The following is a 20,822-nucleotide window of genomic DNA, read 5'->3' as shown; positions in this document are numbered from 1 at the left end:
AAAAGTATAGCGAAATGAAAAAGATATATTTAATAATGACGGTTTTGTGTATGTCATCCTTTATCTCATGCGATAAAGATGTTTTAACAGAAAAACCTAAGACTTTAGTAGTAGAGGGGTTTTATAATACAGCGGGCGAAGTGGAAGCGGCATTGGGGGCAATTTATGCCCCGCTTAGAGGGGAAATGAGTGGATGGTGGATTGGTGTATTGGAAAGTCATACAGAATGGGGCGCTGGCCTAACTGGGGCAGCAAATTTTGATGGTTATAAAACTATGCAGGGCTTAGATGCAGTTTCTACAAATAATCTCGAACGATTTTGGAACGCTATGTATGTCAGTATACGTAATGCGAATCTTGTTATAAAAAATGCACCCCTTGCAAGTTCAATTCCCGACGCTGCTAAGAATCAATATATTGGCGAGGCAAAGTTTATGCGGGCATTTACTTATTTCCAGTTGGTTCGGGGCTGGGGAGGACTTCCTTTATACACTGAACAGAATATGGGACAAACCTCTGGTGTTCCAAAAAGTAAAAAGGAAGATGTTTACCAATTAATGGTTAACGACTTGAAGTTTGCCGAAGTAAACTTACCTGATAATGCTTCTGCACTAGGCAAACCTTCAAAAGTAATAGCTAAGGCTTTGCTTGCTGATGTCTATTTTTACCAGGGATTACATTCGGAAGCGAGTAAAAAGGCAGAGGAGGTGATTCAATCTCAGAAATATTCTCTTGAAAGAGTAACTGTTTCCAATGATTTTAATAAAATTTTCGGAATTGGAGCAAGCTCAAAGGAAGAAGTTTTTTATCTGAAATATAACCAGACCAGTCCAAGTGAGTTGATATTGTTTACTCAACAAATTCAAACTCCATGGTTTGGCACCCAGGGGTTTGGTATATTTACCTGGCACATGGAATCTAAGTTTTATTCGAATTGGGATGCTAGAGATTTGAGAAAACAATTTATCTGGTATGCCACCGATAGTAAAATAACTAACAGATACCTCCAGGGCCAATCAGCATTTCCCAATTCGGGAGTGACATTGATTGCGCCTAAAAAATACAACGCTCCGACCGCGACCATTGCAGCTTTCGATTTACCCGTTTACCGTTATGCAGATATCTTATTATTATATGCTGAGGCAGTAGTGCGGTCGAGTAATATGGTAACTGCTGATGGAATGGAAAAACTTAATATGGTGCGTCGCAGAGCCTATGGTTATGATTCTATGGTGCCATCACCTGTAGATTTTAAAGCTTCTGATTATAATGTGAATTCTTTCATTGACCTGGTACTAAAAGAAAGAGGGTATGAATTTCAGTTCGAAGGAAAAAGATGGTTTGATTTAGTACGGTCAGGTAGGGTAAAAGATGTCATGCAAAATGCAATTGATCGTACTGTAACGGATAAACATCTTTTATGGCCAATTCCAGCTGCTGAATTTCAACTTAATGAAGCCTTCAAACCGACAGACCAAAATCCCGGTTATTAATAAAAAATTAATGAGGCTTTAAAAGGAAGGGCTGGTGGACAAGAGGTCAGAAGGGAATATTATTTATCCATTATTCACATACGGTTTAAAATGCTGGCTCGGTAAAAAAATAAATCACTAACTATGAATACTCCAATCAATATATTCAAGTTTGGCTATTACAATAAATTACATCGGCTGATTCTCAGCTGGGTGTTTATCGTTTTTTTCCAACCGGTATTATACGGGCAAAACAATATTTTCCAGGCGGGGGCGTCCACTGCCAACATCACCCCTCCTCTGGGACTAGGAATTGTGGGTAATTTTGGAGTCCCGCCACCCGCAAACCATGTACATGATGATTTGCATGCCCGGAGCCTTGTGTTGGATGACGGAAAGGTAAAATTGGTTTTCGTCGTAGTCGATAATGTAGGTGTTATTCGGGAAGTGCTTGATGAAGCCAAGAGAATTATTTTTGAAGAAACCCGTATCCCCAAAGAACAAATTCTAATATCTTCAAACCATACCCATTCCGCCACCAGTGCCAGTGGGAGCGGTGACAAAAGAGGTAGCTGGAACGCCGACCTGCCATTTGATGATTATCAGCGTTTCCTCATCCGCCGAATTGCCGATGGTGTTCGGCTTGCGCTCAATAACCTTGAACCTGCTCGTATTGGATGGGGAGCGGGAAACGTGCCACAGCATGTGTTTAATCGTCGCTGGAAAATGAAATCTCCGGTCATAAATCCCTTCGGAGAAAAGGAGCAGGTTTTGATGAATCCAGGGGTTGCCAATCCGGCACTGCTGGAAGCGGCCGGACCCACAGATCCACAGGTTTCATTTATCTCTGTCCAATCACTGCAAGGTCGGCCCATCGGTATACTGGCTAATTATTCGCTGCATTATGTAGGGGGAGTACCCAACGATCATATTTCTGCAGATTATTTCGCAATTTTTGCAGACCGGATTCAGGAACTTGTAAAAGCCGATCGTCAGAGTCCTTTATTTGTGGGAATAATGTCCAACGGAACTTCTGGAGATGTAAATAATATTAATGTCGGTGGCCCGGTAGAAAAACACCCCCCTTATGCAAAAATTCGTATTGTCGCCAATGATGTTGCTGAAGAAGTATTTCAAATATATAAGAACCTGCAATATAAAAACTGGGTGCCTTTGAAGGCAGCATACTCGGAACTGAACATCGAGGTTCGACGGCCTGATTCTAAGATGATAGCGTATGCCGATAAAGTGCTTGCAAAACCTGGTACAGAAGTTCCTGTACACCGGCTGGAGAAGACCTATGCTCAACGTACTCTACAAATGCTTGAATGGCCGGCGAGGATCAATGTTCCAATGCAGGTTTTTAGTATTGGGGACCTCGGCATAGCAGCTATTCCCTTTGAAGTATTTACAGAAATTGGCCTTGAAATTAAAGCCCGCAGCCCATTCAAATCATCTTTTACTATTGAGCTAGCTAACGGCAGCTTCGGTTATTTGCCATCGCCTAAACAACATAAATTAGGCGGTTACGAAACCTGGCTGGGAACAAACAAAGTTGAAACTGATGCATCGGTGAAAATCGTAAATGAAATCCTTAAACTTTTCAATCAAGTAAAGTAAATTAAGAAGCACTGATCTCTTTTGATATTAGTCGTTACGGGAAGTACGAGCCAATTTTCAATGTCCCGGCTGATATTTTACTTGCCGGACCAACCTAGTTTGTGATAGAATAATTTTAGCATTGATTAAAAACGGGTCGATCATCGAATTCTTAGTTTATCAAAATTCGATACTAGCATTCGGGCGGCTTTGGACGATGAATTATTAACAACAGCTAAACAACCTTGTCATGCATTTTTTTACCGACTCTAATCGATTTTATAAAAGTATTGTCGTTTTTATTCTGGTAATAAATTCAACGCTTTTATCGGCAAATACATCAATTCAAACCGCGGAATTTAAAGTTGGGGCAGCTAAAACTAAAATGACGCCGCCTCGTGGAAGTATAATTGGAGATTCTTATGGTATCAAAATTTCTGATGGGGTTCATGATGATCTTTATATCAAAACATTGGTATTTGAACATCGGGGCTTGAAGGTTGCATTTATTACGCTTGATGCTGTTAGTTTACCACATATGCTGGTGATGAAGAGTCGAGAGTTAATTCATATTCAAACGGGAATACCTGTAAACAATATTGTTATGAATGCTACCCATGCACACGCCGGTCCCCAAATGAATCCCTTGTTTTGGAATGTTGTAGGAGGTCCTGCAAAATTAAAAAGCCAGGAATATACGCTAAAGCTTCCTGACCTCATTGTTGCTAGCGTTAAACTGGCTGTTTCTAAAATTGAGCCGGTACGTGTTTCAATCGGAAGTGTTCAGGAAAACACAATAAGTTATAATCGCCGGTTTTTGATGAAGGATGGTAGTTACAAAACGAATCCAGGAAGGGCTAATCCGAACATCGTCAGGCCAGCCGGCCCGATTGATCCCTCCTTATCTATTGTCTATTTCGAATCTCTTGATAAAAGGCCATTAGCTATTTTAGCAAACTTTGCGTTACATGTAGCTATTGTTGGTGGGAATCAGTTCTCATCTGACTTTCCAGGGGTCATGTCAGAATTGATTGGAAAAGTGAAAGGTGAGGAAGTTGTGACCATCTTTACGAATGGTGCTTCCGGAAATATCAATCATGTTAATGTATCAGATATTGATCAATTGGCCGGGTTTGAAGAGTCCCGACGCGTTGGCACCATCCTGGCCGGACGGGTGCTTGCTGCCCTTCCGTCATTGCGTTCAATCGAAATTAATTCCTTGGCAGCTAAAAATCAAACCGTAAACTTACCGATCTTCCGTGTAACCGGGCAAAATGATGTAAATTGGGCCAGGGGTGTCATTGCAAACTACGGGACAAATCGGAGCGCATTTGCAGATGTAGTGAGTGCATGGAAAATTCTTGACCTGGCAAAATATCAGGGAGGATTAGCCCAAAGGCATCAATCAACCACAACAGTACCCCTTACAGCTGATGGCTCTGCATTGGAAAGTGAAATTTCTGTAATCGCCCTGGGCGATGAAATTGCATTAGTTGGATTTCCGGGAGATGCTTTTACTGAACTGGGCTTGGGTATTAAACTAAACTCACCTTACCCACTAACAATTGTAAATGAACAATCCGGCAATGGAACTATAAGTTACATGCCAAATAAAAAGGCTTTTTTTGAAGGCCAATACGAAGTTAATAGTGCACGTTACAGTCCAGGTGGAGGCGAGCTTCTAGTCGATGCGGCCATTGAAACATTGATTTCAATATTCTATCGTTAGCTAATCAGTGGATCTTTTTAAAATAAAATACTATAATTAATTAGTTAATCAATGTGGTATTCCTGTAAAACAGTAAGTGAGAAAACATGAAAATGAAAAAGGCAATCCTGAATTTTCAAATCAGAAACAAAGTGTCATCTTTTTTTAAGAAAAGGCGTCTATGTTATTCCCTCGTATTAATCCTGACCAGTACGTCAATAAACGCTCAGAATGAGCTCCCGAAAATTTTCCGAGCTGGTGCGGCTACAAGTAACATTACCCCTAAAATAGGTACGTCCATTAATGGGAATATGCAGGATGCTACCGTCAGGCAAATTCATGATGATACTTATGCAAGATGTATTGTGCTGGATGACGGCCAAACGCGGCTTGCTATTCTTACGGCAGACTTGTGTATGATCTACAGAGAGGAAGTGGATGAAGCGAAACTCCGGGCTAATCAAATAACCGGCATCCCTGTCGGGAATATAATGATGTCGGCCACTCACACCCATTCCGGCGGCACTGCCTGTTCACTATTCCAAAGCGACCCGGACAAAGACTATCTTAAATTCCTGAGGGAAAGGCTGGCCGATGCGGTTGTACGGGCCAATAACAATCTTGCTCCTGCGCGTATAGGGTGGGCCGTTGGCAAAGAACCCGGCCAGGTATTTAACCGCCGGTGGAAAATGAAGCCCGGGAAACCATTAATGAATCCCTTTGGTAAAGAGGATCAGGTTAAGATGAACCCGGGGATAGCTAATCCTGATCTCCTGGAACCTGCCGGGCCGACAGATCCGGGGCTGCCTGTTATATCAATACAAACACCGGAAGGGCGGCCAATAGCGCTGCTCGCTAATTATTCCCTCCATTACGTCGGCGGAACCGGCGCAGGTGAGGTATCGGCAGATTATTATGGGATGTTTGTAGATCGCATGAAGGAACTCCTCGCACCAAATGATAAGCAGCACCCGCCATTTGTGGCTATGATGTCTAATGGAACCAGCGGCAACATAAATAATGTCAACTGGTCAGCAGCCAAGGCTCCTCCGCCAGCAGCACTCTACAGCCGCATGAGGGAAGTAGCTGAAGCTGTAGCAGCCGAAGCTCATAAAACCTATCAGAATATAAAGTACCAGAACTGGATTTCCCTGAGCTCCGCGCAAAAGGAGATCGCCCTGGGTGTACGCCTTCCCGATAAAGAGGAAATTGAACGGGCAAAGGAGATTATTGCCAAAGCTCAGGGCCCGGTGATGAATACTATGGAAGAGATTTATGCCCGTGAAACTATGTTGATGAAGGATTATCCGAAGCAGGTAAGTGTTCTTCTGCAGGCTTTTCGTTTGGGAGATCTTGCAATCACGGCGGCACCTTTCGAAATATTTGTAGAGATCGGACTCGACATCAAAGCCAGAAGTCCTTTTAAGCCGACATTCACCACTTCACTGGCTAATGGCTACAATGGCTATTTGCCTACCCCCGAGCACCATGCATTAGGTGGTTATGAAACGTGGCGTGCCCGATCCAGCTACCTGGAAATCGGTGCTTCAACCCGCGTTACCAAGGTGCTCTTTGAACTGCTGCGCAAACTCAAAAATGAACAACCTTAAATATCAAGAATTATACTTTAAGACCTTTTACAGCATAGAATTTATGAATAAACATCACATTAAACGATACCGCCTTTTTAGCTTGTTATTAATCTTGTTTGTAATAATGATCGCTGCCCTCCAGCCGGATCCACGTACCGAACGTCTCAAAAAGGCGCTGGAAAGTTTCCAGATCGAGCCGGGGATGCGAATAGACCTCATAGCCGCCGAGCCGCTGGTTATTGACCCGGTGGCCATAGCTTTTGATGAAGATCGTCAGATGTATGTTGTGGAGGACCGCGGGTATCCTGACCCTGCAGAGGGAGGTTTACCAACTACTCTTGGCCGTATTGCGCTGTTAAAGGATACAAATGGTGATGGTGTTTACGATAAACGCAATGATTTTGCCACCGGCCTTACTTATCCGAATGGAATAATGTCCTGGAAAGGAGGTGTTTTTGTGACCTGCTCTCCGGATATCTATTATCTCAAGGATACGAATGGAGATGGAATTGCCGATGTTAAAAAAGTAGTATTAACGGGTTTCTTTGCAACGCAAACAGCACAGATCCGCATGAGCCATCCTACCTTAGGGCTGGACGGATGGATCTATGTTACTGCGGGGCTGAATGGCGGTAATGTAACTTCCCCGGAACACCCCGACCGACCGGCGGTAGCTTTCAAACAGACCGATGGCCGTTTTAACCCAGAGACTCTTGAGTTTCAGGTTACCGGAGGCAAGAGCCAGTTCGGTTTAACATTCGACGCTTATGGACGGCGCTTTGGCTGCTCCAACAGGCACCCCATTATGCATTCAGTTATTGAGCCCTGGTACCTCCGCAGGAATGCTAACCTGCTTTTTAACCAGACCGTACAGAACGTCTCGAAAGTAGAAGCAGAAGCAGTTGTATACCCCGTGAGTAAAGGGGTTACAACTGCAGATTTCATTCCAAAGCTGATCGGCCGATCACATGCAGGCACCTTTACGGCGGCCAGCGGTTTGATGGTGTTCAATGGAACCGGACTGACACCCGCACATAAGGGTAATATATTTATTTGTGAATCAGCCCAGAACCTGGTTCAAAGACAAATCGTTCAACCCGAGGGTGTATCATTCAGTTCAAAGCTCGCTTATGAAGGAAAGGAATTCCTGTCATCTACAGATGAATGGTTCCGCCCGGTTTCTGTTCAGCATGGCCCGGAAGGAGGATTATACGTGGCAGATATGCATCGCAAAGTAATAGATCATCCGGCCTATGTACCCGAAGAAGCCCGGGGAGGTTTGGATTGGGAGAGCGGAAAGACAGATGGAAGAATATACCGGGTAGTGCGGAAAGACTTTGTTCAAAAGAAATATGATGCCCGCACCGGCTTGAGCTCGGCTTCATCAACCGTTGACCTGGTGAAATATTTGTCGTCCGCAGAAGAATGGGAGCGGAGTACTGCCCACAGGTTGCTGCTGGAGCGCAATGATAAAGCCGCGGTTCCGGAGACAAGAAAGGTTGCTGCTGAGTCGGCCTACCCGGAGAGCCGGACACGTGCCGTCTGGCTGCTCAATTCCCTCGGTGCCCTGGACCTGGCTACACTAAAGAAAGTTCTGGCAGATAAAATATCCGGGGTGCGTGAACAGGGAGTATTGCTGGCTGGGAATAAACTGAAAGAGTACCCTGAACTCGGACCAGCAATTATTGCCGCGTCAACCGATCAGGCTATCCGGGTGCGTTTTAACAGCGCACTGGTATTAGGCTCGATGGACGGCAAGCAGGCAACCCAGGCCCTGGCTGCATTAGCAGCAAAGGATGGCAACGATAAATGGTTCCGTGCAGCGATATTAAGCGGTATAGAAAAGCGTATGCCTGAATTCTTAAGCACCTTCAGAACACAGCAAAAAGCAGATCCGGCCGCCTTCGCTTCGGTGATGAGAGACCTCGGGCGCTTGTTCGGGAACGGCGGCACCCCTGAAGATGGCCGTGTGCTTTTACAGGAAGTGCTGGCATCTAATGGCGAACCAGAATGGCGAATCGCTACCATGCTGGGATTAGCAGAAGGAATTAGCGGCAGGGCAAAAGAATTTGGATCTTCCCCAAAAGGCTTGCTTTACGCTATCCTGGGAAATGCGGCTTCCGGTTCTGAACAGACGGCACTTGATAAATTTATAGGTACTGTCATCGGTATCGCCGGTAATCAGGCTGAAAAAACCAGGCTCAGGATCTCGGCAACGGGACTACTCGGCTATACAAATTTTGAGCGGAGTCAGGCCGTGCTTCAAAAAATGATTGTCCCAAATACTCCTCCGGAATTGCTTCTTGAGGCTATATCTGCATTTTCACGCCTGAACGATCCGCGCGGAGCCGCACTTCTGCTGACCAAAGAAGCGTGGTCGGCATATACCCCACGGATCAAATCGGCCGTTGTCGCTGCCGTAATTTCAAAACCTGTTTTCATCAATGAACTATTTGCAGTGATTGAGAAAGGAACAATCAAAGGAGCTGAGTTATCATCGGCCGACCGTGTACAACTGATGTCAGATAAAAATGCGGAGATCGGCGACCGGGCGAAGGCCTTATTTAAAGAACTCGAAGGGGGAGACCGTATGAAGGTTTATCAGGAATATAAAGCTGCCCTCACTGCTTCCGCTGATGCGAAACAGGGAAAGGCTGTTTTCCAGAAAGCATGCTCGGCCTGCCATACCTACCTGAATGAAGGGGGTAAGGTCGGTCCTGATCTGACAGGCGTGAAGAACCAGCCTGCGGATGCTTTACTGCTGCATATAGTGGTCCCGAACTATGAAGTTTTGCCGGCTTACCAATCCGTCTCAATCCGTACAAACGATGGCCGCTCATTTTCAGGCTGGCTGGTTTCCGAAACTGAGAACAGCCTGACCCTTCGCACAACCTTCGGAACTGACGAATCGATCCTTAGAAAGAATATATCCTCGCTCAGCAATTCCGGACTTTCGCTCATGCCTGACGGACTGGAGCAAATCATTAGTAAGGATGAAATGACAAAATTAATCGCCTACCTTAAGGGCGGAGCATAATGAATCTTTTTATGAAACGTCTACAGATTATTTTGTCTATCTTTCAAAGACAAGCCCTTTCAAAACTTTATCAAAATAACGAAGTTGAAAAGTATTGGAATTTATTAAAGATTCGACAAAAGAGGTTCCAGCTTTCGCTGGAATGACATGTGTTTTTTTGTATTAGGAGATCCTGACTTTCGTCAGGATCGGAGTGCGTGGAAAAGCTCTGCGGAACTAGTTGTGAAAACGAAATATCTATACAGTTCAGATTCCGGCGAAGGCCGGAATCTCCATATTCTAACCCTGGGAATTGTCATTCCAGCGAACGCTGGAAACTCAAACTCTTTATGAAACTTTCTCCGGACATCAGTAATTAATAAATATAAAATATATGAAAACAACACTCCTTGTCACTGTCGCCCTTATTTCTTCCCTGATATTAGTTGAAAGCTGCGGTTCAGTAAAATCAAATTCAAACCAGCCCAAAACCTCTGAGTCCAGGTCCATTAGCCTTTTTAATGGAAAAGATCTTGCTGGCTGGTATACCTTTATCAAAGACCGCGGCAGGGATGCTGATCCCAAGCAGGTATTTACTGTTCAGAACGGAATGATTCGGGTTTCAGGAGAGGAATATGGCTGCATAACCACGAACGAGGAATACAGTAATTATAAACTTACTGTCGAGTTTAAATGGGGCCAGAAAACCTTTGCGCCAAGGATCGACAACGCCCGGGATAATGGCATACTTCTTCATTCTACAGGACAAGATGGCGGTTATTCAGGAACCTGGATGCATTCGATAGAATGCCAGATCATTGAAGGAGGCACGGGAGATTTTCTTGTGGTAGGTAATGGATCTGATAAATTTGCCCTGACCAGCAATGTGGCACCTAAAAAGCAGGGCCGTGGTAACGTGTTTATGCCGGGCGGACAACCACTGACGATCAATGGAGGCAGGATTGACTGGTTTGCACGTGATCCGAACTGGAAGGATGTTTTAGGCTTTCGCGGAGAAAAAGACGTGGAAAAAGAAGCAGGTAAATGGAATAAGATAGAATGCGTTGCCGAGGGCGATAAGATCGATATATACCTAAATGGCGTGCTGGTAAACCAGGCTTACCGGGTAAAGCCGACGAGGGGCAGGATCCAGATCCAGTCGGAAGGAGCAGAGATGTTTGTCAGAAAAGTTGAAATTCAACCTTTAGCTGCTCATTGAGTTGCAATGCACCTGGTATAGTGGAGCTAGAATCGATTGTCATCTGCTCTCATCCCTTCTGTACTTTTTGGGTTCGCGAAAGAAAATAACAAAAATTACGAGTACAGCAACGGAGCCCCATGCAGGGTAGATCCATATATTGTACCAGTTATGTGCAATATCCCCGATCGGCTGAGCCAGTGTATTAACTGCCTGAGAACTTCCCGCAAGATGAGTCCCAACAAAGGCTCCAACCCCCCACAATATGAAGGCAATTAATCCTTGTGCTGCGCCACGCATCCTTTCATTGGCTTCGTCATCTACGTAAAGCTGGCCTGCAATGAACAGGAAGTCGTAGCAAACACCATGTAGCAAAATTGCGCTAAAAACCATCATTGTTTGCATTGAAACATAATCTACGCTTCCTGCTAACAGGAAATATCTTACTGCCCATGCTAAAATGCCGATGAAGATGGTCTTTTTATAGCCCAGCCTGCTTAGCATAATGGGTAATAAAATAAGAAAGGCTACATCAGAAACCTGTGCTAAAGACATCTTAGCCGCGGTAAACTTCCACCCCAGTTCGGTGACATACAAATTCATGTTCACAAAGTAGAAATACAGGGGAATACATATTAAAAACATACATACGATGAAAATCGCGAAGGATGGTTTTTTTAAAAGTGCCAGAGCATCAAGACCAAGAATATCACCAAGACTGACATCCTTTCCAGTCTTCATTGGAGGAGTGTGGGGTAGTGTAAGCGAGAAGAGCCCGAACAAAATTGAAGTCGTACCTGCAACATAAAACTGTATAGCGGATTGCTCTCCCTTAAAAACGACACTCAGCGTTATTCCTGCAGCAATCCAGCCTATTGATGCAAGGGTTTTAACAAGCGGAAAGTCACGCTTCGGGTTCTCCAGATGACGCAAAGAAAGAGAGTTTCCCAGCGCCAGCGTAGGTACGAAAGTACAGCAGTATAAAATCAGCATCAAGTAAAACGAACCGAATGTTGTAATCATCGGAAGAATAAATAACATCAAACCGCCTATAATTCCCAGGAAAGCAAGAAGTTTCTCAGATGCGAAATAACGGTCAGCCAGCAGTCCCACAAGGAACGGAGCAATCATAGCGCCGATTGCAAAAGCCCCATAAGCAAGTCCAATCTGTCCACCATCAAATTGGAGCGTTTTACTTAAATAGGTCCCCATACTAACATACCAGGAGCCCCAGATGAAATATTGGATAAACATAAAGAATGCTAATTTGGCTTTGATCTGTGTTTGCATGGGAATTTGTTTGTAATTTGATATTAGTTGATGAAAACAAATGTTAATGGTATAATTTACGTGTTAAAGTATTAATTGCTGTTGACTATTCACTAATTTAGAAGAATTTTTTGTTCAATTGATGTTGACATGAATGCATGAGGAACTTATTATGTTTACTATATTTAATGATTGCTTCTTCTATATTAGTGGTTGCCTCTTCCTTTATTGATAGTATCAGTAATAAAGTATTATTGGTTAGTCCACTTATCAAAACTATCGCTCCTGAGCTCATTTTTTTCCTACTTTTATTTACAATTATGATACTATTTTCTATATATTGAATTTGTGTTCATTAATAGTTTAAATTTAAGTTAAGTAATCAACCGGATTTTATAATGAAAGCTTTACAGTATCATATCCCTCTGGAGTTCAATAAATCCTTCAATATATGCAAAGAGGAGGGTCCATTTTTCCCCTGTCCATGGCATTATCATTCAGAATTTGAACTGGTATTAATTAATAAGAGCACGGGTGTACGCCAGGTTGGCGATCATGTAGGATATTTTCAAGAAGGGGATCTTGTCTTTATGGGACCCTCGATCCCACATCTCTGGATGAATGATCCGCAATATTTTAAGGGAATGGCAAATTTGAGAGCGGATGCAACTGTTATACATTTTGCTGAAAATTTTTTAGGAATTGATTTTTTCAACCTGCCCGAAATAGAGCCGATTAAAAACCTTTTGAGACTATCCAAACAAGGAATGGTTATTACAGGTAACTCCCGGAGTAAAATCGCAGCTTTAATGGAAGAAATGCCAAATATGAGTGGGATAAAGCGATTAACATCTATGTTAACGATCTTTGATATACTATGTGAAAGCAAAGAATATGAGCTGCTTGCAAGTCCGGGTTACTTAAAAAATGGCCTTTTGGATTGTTCTGATAAGTTCCGTAAGGTCAACACTTACATATTAAGAAATTTCGATCACGATATAACGCTTAATGATGTAGCATCTGTAGCTAACATGGCCGTTAGCACGTTTTGCAATTATTTTAAGGAACACTACAGAGTTACATTTGTTGAATATTTAACTAAGGTAAGAATTGGACACGCTTGTAAATTATTAGCAGAACTAGAGGAAAATATTGTCGAAATCGCTTATAAATGTGGATTTAATAACCTTGCTAACTTTAACAGGCAATTCAGAAAAATTAAAAACATGACACCAAGTGAGTATCGTAGGACATCAAACATAAATGTCCCGCAGGTGGGGAATACCGAGAGATGGCTGGTAGTTTCAAGTATACCTCCGTCGCAATATGCCTGACCCCAGTAATCGTAACCACTCTATATCTCCTTTGTCACAGCCACTATCTACAACAACCTATACTAAAAATGAACCTCACAAAAAACTTTAGTTCCCTTTTCCAGGCTGCCCTGATACTTCTTATGTTCGTAACATTTACCGGAGCGCCTGCACAAGCCCAAAGCACTCCGGCGCAGCTGAAGAAAGAAGGCTTTGTCGCCTTGTTCAATGGAAAAGATCTTAAAGGCTGGAAAGGCCTGGTAGCCGATCCGGTAAAGCGGGCTAAAATGACCGCGACGGAACTGGCTGAGGCACAAAAGAAGGCAGATGCGGAAATGCGGGATAGCTGGAAAGTAAAGAATGGTGAGCTTCATTTTATGTCACATGGGAATAATATTGTCACTGCCAAAAAGTACCGCGATTTTGAAATGTACGTCGACTGGAAGATCATTGACGATGGCAAGCAGGAGGGAGATGCAGGTATTTACCTTCGCGGTACTCCGCAGGTTCAGATCTGGGATAACGCCCGGGTAAAGGTGGGGGCACAGGTTGGTTCTGGTGGCTTGTATAATAATAAAGTGCATGAAAGCAAACCCCTTAAAGTTGCCGACAAGAAACTAGGGGAGTGGAACACCTTCCGAATTATTATGAAGGCCGACCGTGTTACGGTTTATCTGAACGGCGAGTTGGTTACAGATAATGTGATCCTGGAGAATTACTGGGACAGAAACCAGCCTATTTATGCACAAGAACAAATTGAGCTCCAGGCCCATGGCTCGCCCGTTGCTTACCGGAATATTTACATCAAAGAACTGCCGGGCGCAAAGATATTTCAGTTAAGCGCGCAAGAAAAGACCGAAGGCTTCAAAACCTTGTTTGATGGATCTAGTATGTTCCAGTGGACAGGCAACACAGCTGACTATTTTACTGAGAATGGTAACCTGGTGATCAGCCCGAAAACTGCAAAAGGGTCTGGTGGAAATTTATTCACTAAAGAAGAATTCAGCGACTTCGTTCTCAGGTTCGATTTTCAACTAACCCCGGGAGCTAATAACGGCTTGGGCATTCGCGCACCTTTAACAGGTGATGCAGCCTACCAGGGAATGGAATTGCAAATTCTGGACAATGATGCCCCTGTTTATAAAGACCTTAAAATTTACCAGTACCATGGTTCCATCTACGGAACAATACCAGCTAAGCGAGGCTTTCTTAAACCAACCGGCCAGTGGAATTACCAGGAAGTTATTGTGCAGGGCCCTAAAATTAAGGTTATTCTGAACGGTACTACGATACTTGATGCGGATATTACTGAGGCACGGAAGAATGGTGCGGCAGATGGGAAGGAGCATCCGGGATTGTTGAGGGATAAAGGTCATATCGGGTTTCTTGGGCATGGGAGTCCGGTGAAGTTTAGGAATATTAGGGTTAAGGAATTGGGGGGGAAGTAGAAATACTCATCAGATGAATCCAGTCATCCAAGGTTAAAATATAAATCCGCAGCATAATTCGTCAGCCTACTATCTTACTTTCTTATTGTAATTGTCAATCTATAACCTTACCTTTACTAAGTAATCGTCAGTTAATAGTATTACTTATGGCAAAGCGAAATTTAGAATTACAGCATTTAAGTGCAAAGATATCAGCATTTTCAAATCTCCAGAAAGTAGCCATCCCCCCAACGGGGTGGATTAAAGCAATACGAACGGCTCTCGGTATGTCACTGCGACAGTTGGGAAACAAGCTTTCTATTACCAAACAAAGTGCCCAGGATATCGAAAAAAGGGAGAAAGACGGCTCCATAACGCTGAGGTCCTTGCGTGAGGCCGCTACCGCCCTGGATATGCAATTGGTTTATGGCTTCGTACCAAACGACGGAACACTTGATGCTCTGATTGAAAATAAGGCGAGAGAACTGGCTTCACAGATAGTCTTGCGTACGTCCAATAGCATGAAGCTTGAAGATCAGGAAAACACCAGAAGGCGTATAGATCAGGCCATAATTGAAAAAACTTTATCTCTCAAGAACGAAATGCCTAAAATCTTATGGGATTAAACCTGGAATATTTACCCGGGCAAACCCCATTGGATGAAGAAGAGATAGACGGATTGATGATACCAACCATTGCCACCCGCGGCGAACTGGATGAATTCGAACAACATAATATCGAACAGGCAGTAGAATGGAGCCTGAAACGATCTTTCACACCTCAGCGCATCTTTACCGAAGATTTTGTTAGAGAAGTACATCGCAAAATGTATGGCGAGGTATGGGCATGGGCTGGAGAGTTTAGGAGAACGGAAAAGAACCTTGGAATCAAACATTGGAAGATAGGGCCAGAGTTGAAGTATCTTCTGGATGACGCAGTGCATTGGGTAGAGAACAATGTATATCGGCCAGATGAGTTTGCCCTGCGTTTCAAGCATCGCATCGTGAGCATTCACTGTTTTCCCAATGGCAACGGCCGCCATAGCCGTCTAATGGCCGATATTATTGCCGATAAGGTTTTTAAGCATTCGGTATTTACCTGGGGAACTGCAGACCTGGCCATGCCTGGAGAGCAACGAAGCAATTATTTGAAAGCAGTGAAGGCAGCGGATAAGGGAGATATAGCACCGTTATTGGCTTTTGCCAGATCATAATAATTTCTTAAGAATGGTGGGTTCGTTTTTAATTGGTTGGTTCTATCCGCCCAGTTCCCCCGCTGAGTTGGGGGTGGATTTTAGTCCCTCGCGATGCCTCCCGCCTTTTGGAAATGTGCCTATTTCGCTTTCGGTGTACTGCTTGATCCGGCTTCACCATACAAACGCCTCCACTCGAGGATCAAAACCAATATGTATAATGCTTGATAAAGTAGCTAAACAAATTATATGCAAATGTGAAAAAACAGATAATAATTAATTTCTAGAAATGCGGAGAGGAATAGTTAACTTGTATGGAATATTAAAAAAGAAAGATTATGGCACTTAAACCGGGACCGAAAAGAATTGCTGACTCAACTGGGAAACCAGATAAGCGTCAAAGAGATAATAAAGACGTACCAGGTAATACGCCGTCACTGAAACCGCCCGTTCGTAAGAAGGGAAAGTAATTGTAAAACTTCCTGCTGGCGCAATCATTTCCCTTATTAGTGGGTTTATGAGTTTGGTTCGACTTTAATCCTTTTTGAAATTTTAAAAGTGCTTTGCAGGCCACTGATTCTGCAAAATACTTTTTTACTTTAACCTTTTTCTGGATACGAAATAACGGAAGCAACAAAACTTTTTGAAAAAAAGGGGACGTTCGATTGGACATAATCGAAATCAATCACCTAAACTAGATACTAATACCACACACTCGAAAACTTCGAGCTTTCTTGTGAAGAATTTCGACCTTTGCTTAAACCTTTGCGCCCATTGCGGTTATAGGCGTTTGGTTAAGCACCATAAACTCCGCCCAGCCAGGCAACAGGCAGCTGGTAACTGGCAACAAGTTGAAGCAAGGAACAAGCCCGCCTTCAGACATGTCCGATTAAATGGAGGTAGCGCCTTATACAAGTATAACTACCTGATCTCATACAATTTTCAAAAAAAACAAACCCTTTCCTAAAAAACGGTGTTGCAAAAGATACATTACCAATTGTAAATTAAAACTAAAAAACGAATACCATGGAAACCAAATCAACAGATAACAACCGTATGATGACGGGAATGTTCAGAGACAGACAAAGTGCTGAAAACGCGTATAACTCATTACACTCACGTGGCTACACGCAAAATGACATTAATTTAATGATGTCTGATGATACAAGGAAGAGACATTTCCATAACACTGAAGTGGAAACTGAGCTTGGAAACAAAGCACTTGAAGGTGCCGGAGCAGGTTCTGCAATAGGCGGAACTGCGGGCGCGATTATTGGAGCTATTGCTGCTATCGGAACTGCAGTTGCTTTGCCAGGATTAGGACTTGTAATTGCCGGGCCTTTGGCGGCTGGTCTTGCCGGTGCTGGTGCTGGTGGTTTGACTGGCGGTATTGTTGGAGCCCTTGTAGGTTCAGGAATACCTGAAGAACGTGCAGTTGAGTATGAGACTGGCGTAAAAGATGGCGGTATTGTTATGGGCGTTACACCACGCACAAAGGAAGATGCCGACTATTTTGAAAGTGAGTGGAAAAATAACAAAGGCGAATATATTCATCGTTAGTCTTTGAAATACCAGAACGAACGCTGGCAGATCACCGGCGTTCGTTTCTTCATTAATTCAAAATCTAATCATCAACCAAACACATCATGAAACATTTATTTAAGTTATTATTCTTATTTGTCGGAATTAGTTTACTCGCAGCTTCGTGCAATAATACAACGGAGACCGACGATGACCTTGATTCTGATACCACAAATGGGGTGATCGATTCCATGCCGGAGGATAATTCCGCTTCCGGAGATACGGCTGTAGTGATTGACTCGATTCGATAAGCTGGAACTAATCAATAGGAATACCTGTTGGGAGGAGGATCGCATGTATGCGATCCTTTTTTGTTTTGGAGAGAATTGTTTTGCAGATACTATCAGGTTAACCGTCCAGTGTCCCGCGCTGATTTGACGAAATCCACCCCCTGCCCCCGTCAGCGGGGGAAAGCGTGACGCCTAAAGGTGTGTATCGCCCTAAAAAACATTTGATCTAGTTGTGGAAGAGCCTACAACCAGGCGATAGCAGAAAACCCGGTTATCTTTTTCTGGATAAGCGGCACCGCAATGATGTTCAGGTTTTTCTTTATGATCTTCTTTTTTATCCAGGGGTAGGCCAGGTATGTAAGTTTGGTTGAAGCTATGCCTACACCAGCTCCGGCAAGTACATCGCTGAACCAGTGTTTATTGTTCATCATCCGGAGTGCGCCTGTGGCACCGGCCAGCGAATAGCTGACATAACCATAAACAGGAGACTTGTCTTTAAACTCCTGCCGCATAAATTCAGCGGCTACGAAAGCTGTGGCTGTATGTCCGGAAGGGAAAGATCGCCGGTCGTCGCCTGAAGGCCGAAGCTTTGATGTATGTTCCTTCAGGAAGTTCACTGTAAGGCCCATTAGTGAATTGGAGATCAAATAAAGCGCGGTGCGGTCAAAGAGATTATTCTTGCCTTTTATACCGATGGCCTCGAGAGTATACACCATCGCAACAGGGGCATATTGAAGCTTATCATCGAAATTAGTCGCAAATCCGGGGATCTCTTCCATAAGCTCGTGATTTAGCTCTTTATCAGTTCGCCATGCCATTCCCTTGTTCAGCGAGGTAAACCCATATCCAACCAGGGCTACGGGAATAGCATACCGTGAAGCTTTTTGGTAGGAGATATTCGGGTACTTTGCGCTTTTCTGAACCGGTTCAGTGCTGACACTAAGCGTGTCGGGTTGAAAGGAAAAGCACAGAGTGCTTGCCAGGGTTAGTAGTACAGTGAGAGCTGCTTTTTTCATATTAATATTTCATTGTATAAAATGAAATTGGGATATGAAGATAACATGAAAATTTGAATAAATGTTAATGTGGATAAAATTCTTCGGGACGCTTAACCACAGTTCATTAAGGGCGGTTTGGGACAAAACATGGAAGAATGGGAATAATGTTTAGAATATTTTATATTGCATTTCAAAAGTACAGGATCTGAGGAGTGAGAGAATTGCTAATCCTTTTTAACAAATATTACACATGACAAAAACTGACCTCTCTGAAGGCAAGGCACAAAAATCAAACAGGCTTATGTCGGTCGATGCCCTGCGCGGCTTCGATATGTTTTTCATCACTGGCGGCGGCACCTTTCTTGTTTTAATGGAAGGTAAAACCGGATGGCCATGGATAGACACAATAGCATCTCAGTTGGTACATCCTAAATGGATAGGCTTTACTTTTTATGACTTTATATTTCCGCTGTTCTTGTTCATTTCCGGGGTATCGATTGCTTTTTCCTTAAGCCGGGATATTAAGAATAAAGTTGAGAAGAAGACCATTTACCGTAAGGCCTTCTGGCGAATGATCATCCTTATTGTTCTTGGTATGATCGATAAAAACATTCCCTTCCCGTACTTTGAACCTTCTCAGATCCGCATCGTCAGCGTTCTTGGACGAATTGGTATTGCCGGTTTCGTAACGACCTTCCTGTATATGAATTTTGGATGGAAAGGCCTGATCGCATGGGTAGGAGGGATCTTGCTGGCATATTACGCTATTATATTCCTGGTTCCGGTGCCAGGCTTTGGAGCGGCTAACCTGACTTTTGAGGGTAACCTGGTGGGCTGGATTGACCGGAATTTCCTGCCTGGAAGGCTGCTACAGAAAACGTATGATGAGCTCGGCCTGATCACCCAGTTTCCTGCTTTATGCTTAACGGTGCTCGGCGCCCTTGCAGGGAATGTGCTGAGGTCGGAGAAAAAGGAATTTAAGAAGATTCAGCTCATGCTGCTCGCCGGTGTGTTATGTATAGGTATTGCTTTACTGTGGAGCCTTCATTTTCCGATCAGCAAACGTTTCTGGACCAGTTCTTTTGTCCTGCTTACTGGTGGTATGGCCTTTATAGCGATGACTTTATTTTACTGGATCATCGACGTGCTCAAGTTTCAGAAGTGGGCATTCTTTTTCCAGGTTATCGGTCTTAATTCACTGACCGTTTATATGGCTGTCAACTTCATCAACTTCCGGTATACTTCGGAGCGTCTGTTCGGTGGCTTATACGCCCCTGCCCCCGAGGAATGGCATGAGGTTTTTCAGGCGTTTGGGGCAGTAGTGCTGGTTTGGCTGTTTCTTTACTTCCTATATAGGAATAAGATTTTTGTTAAGATTTAATTCTTTGCGCTCATTGCCGCGGGAGGGCCTGGTACTTTTCCTTCAACTGATGTGTTCAATAATATACTTGGCCTTGTATGGAAAGTTTACCGGACAGCAATGGTGGAGAGTGGAGAATTGAGAGTTTCTTCAAAAATTAGAGTGCTATATGTAATAACCATCCGCCAATTTCCATTCTCAACTTTCCACTCTCCATTCTCAATTATTTCATAAGTTTTCTTTTCAGAAAGTCAGCAGTTACCTCACTAACCATAACGCCATTCGAATATTTCATCCAATGATGGGTATCATCGGGGATTGCCCGGTACTCAAACTCAAACTTTTTGTCTTCAAAGCGCCTTGCAAGATCCACACTCTGGCTGAAATTCACATTCCTGTCATCATCAGCGTGGATGATAAGAGTAGGAGAGGTCCAGGTATCGAGATAGGTTACAGGAGAAGATTTCACGACAGCTTGCTCATAAAGGTCTGCGTCCGGTGCCGGTTCGCGTGTCGTCTGTGCTGAGCTGGCAAAACGACTATTCACACCATGGATATCAACTCCGGCAGCAAACAGTTGGGAATCTTTTCCGAGAGCGAGGGCAACGAGGTATCCTCCGTACGAGCCGCCATATATACCAATCCTTTGGGCATCGATATTTGGTTGTTTTGCAAGCCATTCGCCGGCAGCCTTTACATCCTGGTATTCGGATGCTCCCTGCGCTCCTGCGTTGATGGCCCGCTGAAATTTATATCCGTACCCAATACCCAAACGGTAGTTAACAGACAGTACGGTAAATCCAAGATTGGTTAAATATTGATTCAAACCGTAATCGATAGAATAGTAATCCATAAAGTGCCATCCAA

The 20,822-nt window shown here is 43.7% G+C and carries 16 protein-coding genes; 13 read left to right on the top strand and 3 right to left on the bottom strand.

All coding sequences use genetic code 11. The features are described 5' to 3' along the window. Positions 1–14: 14 nt before the first annotated feature. The 6 genes from WKF69_RS06990 (at position 15) to WKF69_RS06965 (ending at position 10,606) form a co-directional block, all read left to right on the top strand. Positions 15–1,493, top strand: a complete 1,479-nt coding sequence (locus WKF69_RS06990; protein WP_340380706.1) for a RagB/SusD family nutrient uptake outer membrane protein — start codon at positions 15–17, stop codon at positions 1,491–1,493. A gap of 123 nt (positions 1,494–1,616) precedes the next feature. Further along, entirely contained in the window at positions 1,617–3,092 is a 1,476-nt protein-coding gene (locus tag WKF69_RS06985) for a neutral/alkaline non-lysosomal ceramidase N-terminal domain-containing protein (protein WP_340380704.1), read from the top strand. 229 nt (positions 3,093–3,321) lie between these two features. Beyond that, positions 3,322–4,800 (top strand): neutral/alkaline non-lysosomal ceramidase N-terminal domain-containing protein, encoded by a 1,479-nt coding sequence (locus WKF69_RS06980; RefSeq protein WP_340380702.1) that lies wholly within the window; start codon positions 3,322–3,324, stop codon positions 4,798–4,800. A 92-nt stretch (positions 4,801–4,892) separates the two neighbouring features. Beyond that, on the top strand, positions 4,893–6,389 hold the full coding sequence (locus WKF69_RS06975) for a hypothetical protein (RefSeq protein WP_340380700.1): 1,497 nt from the start codon (positions 4,893–4,895) through the stop codon (positions 6,387–6,389). Continuing rightward, complete coding sequence (locus WKF69_RS06970) at positions 6,376–9,408, top strand: PVC-type heme-binding CxxCH protein (RefSeq protein ID WP_340380698.1); 3,033 nt, start codon at positions 6,376–6,378, stop codon at positions 9,406–9,408. The genes WKF69_RS06975 and WKF69_RS06970 overlap by 14 nt, the downstream gene beginning before the upstream one ends. A gap of 373 nt (positions 9,409–9,781) precedes the next feature. Continuing rightward, positions 9,782–10,606 (top strand): DUF1080 domain-containing protein, encoded by an 825-nt coding sequence (locus WKF69_RS06965; RefSeq protein ID WP_340380697.1) that lies wholly within the window; start codon positions 9,782–9,784, stop codon positions 10,604–10,606. Positions 10,607–10,645: 39 nt separating this feature from the next. Here the strand turns inward: WKF69_RS06965 and WKF69_RS06960 are convergent, their stop codons facing one another. Then, on the bottom strand, positions 10,646–11,875 hold the full coding sequence (locus WKF69_RS06960) for an MFS transporter (RefSeq protein ID WP_340380695.1): 1,230 nt from the start codon (positions 11,873–11,875) through the stop codon (positions 10,646–10,648). Positions 11,876–12,252: 377 nt separating this feature from the next. Here WKF69_RS06960 and WKF69_RS06955 point away from each other — a divergent pair, with 377 nt between their 5' ends. The 6 genes from WKF69_RS06955 (at position 12,253) to WKF69_RS06930 (ending at position 17,618) form a co-directional block, all read left to right on the top strand. Beyond that, positions 12,253–13,188, top strand: coding sequence for an AraC family transcriptional regulator (locus WKF69_RS06955; protein ID WP_340380693.1), 936 nt, complete (start codon positions 12,253–12,255; stop codon positions 13,186–13,188). A gap of 68 nt (positions 13,189–13,256) precedes the next feature. After that, complete coding sequence (locus tag WKF69_RS06950) at positions 13,257–14,615, top strand: DUF1080 domain-containing protein (protein WP_340380691.1); 1,359 nt, start codon at positions 13,257–13,259, stop codon at positions 14,613–14,615. A 146-nt stretch (positions 14,616–14,761) separates the two neighbouring features. Then, positions 14,762–15,220, top strand: a complete 459-nt coding sequence (locus WKF69_RS06945) for a mobile mystery protein A (RefSeq protein WP_340380689.1) — start codon at positions 14,762–14,764, stop codon at positions 15,218–15,220. Beyond that, the gene (locus tag WKF69_RS06940; protein ID WP_340380687.1) at positions 15,211–15,807 is read left to right on the top strand and encodes a mobile mystery protein B; all 597 of its coding nucleotides are present in this window, start codon (positions 15,211–15,213) and stop codon (positions 15,805–15,807) included. Before WKF69_RS06945 ends, WKF69_RS06940 begins: the two co-directional genes overlap by 10 nt. 1,005 nt (positions 15,808–16,812) lie before the next feature. Further along, positions 16,813–17,346 (top strand): hypothetical protein, encoded by a 534-nt coding sequence (locus tag WKF69_RS06935; protein WP_340380685.1) that lies wholly within the window; start codon positions 16,813–16,815, stop codon positions 17,344–17,346. 86 nt (positions 17,347–17,432) lie between these two features. Then, complete coding sequence (locus WKF69_RS06930) at positions 17,433–17,618, top strand: hypothetical protein (protein ID WP_340380683.1); 186 nt, start codon at positions 17,433–17,435, stop codon at positions 17,616–17,618. 221 nt (positions 17,619–17,839) lie between these two features. On the opposite strand, the gene WKF69_RS06925 is transcribed toward WKF69_RS06930, so the two are convergent. Continuing rightward, entirely contained in the window at positions 17,840–18,613 is a 774-nt protein-coding gene (locus WKF69_RS06925; RefSeq protein ID WP_340380682.1) for a phosphatase PAP2 family protein, read from the bottom strand. Positions 18,614–18,845: 232 nt separating this feature from the next. On the opposite strand from WKF69_RS06925, the gene WKF69_RS06920 reads away from it, so the two are divergent. After that, a complete protein-coding gene (locus WKF69_RS06920) occupies positions 18,846–19,976 on the top strand; it encodes a DUF5009 domain-containing protein (RefSeq protein WP_340380680.1) in 1,131 nt (376 codons plus the stop codon). Positions 19,977–20,178: 202 nt separating this feature from the next. Here WKF69_RS06920 and WKF69_RS06915 read toward each other — a convergent pair. Next, positions 20,179–20,822: prolyl oligopeptidase family serine peptidase (locus tag WKF69_RS06915; protein ID WP_340380679.1), on the bottom strand; the 644-nt coding region annotated here is incomplete at its 5' end.

Source organism: Daejeonella sp., assembly GCF_037719425.1.
Taxonomy (GTDB): domain Bacteria; phylum Bacteroidota; class Bacteroidia; order Sphingobacteriales; family Sphingobacteriaceae; genus Daejeonella.
Note: the sequence above shows the minus strand (reverse complement) of the source record. Positions and strands in the feature narration are given on the sequence as shown.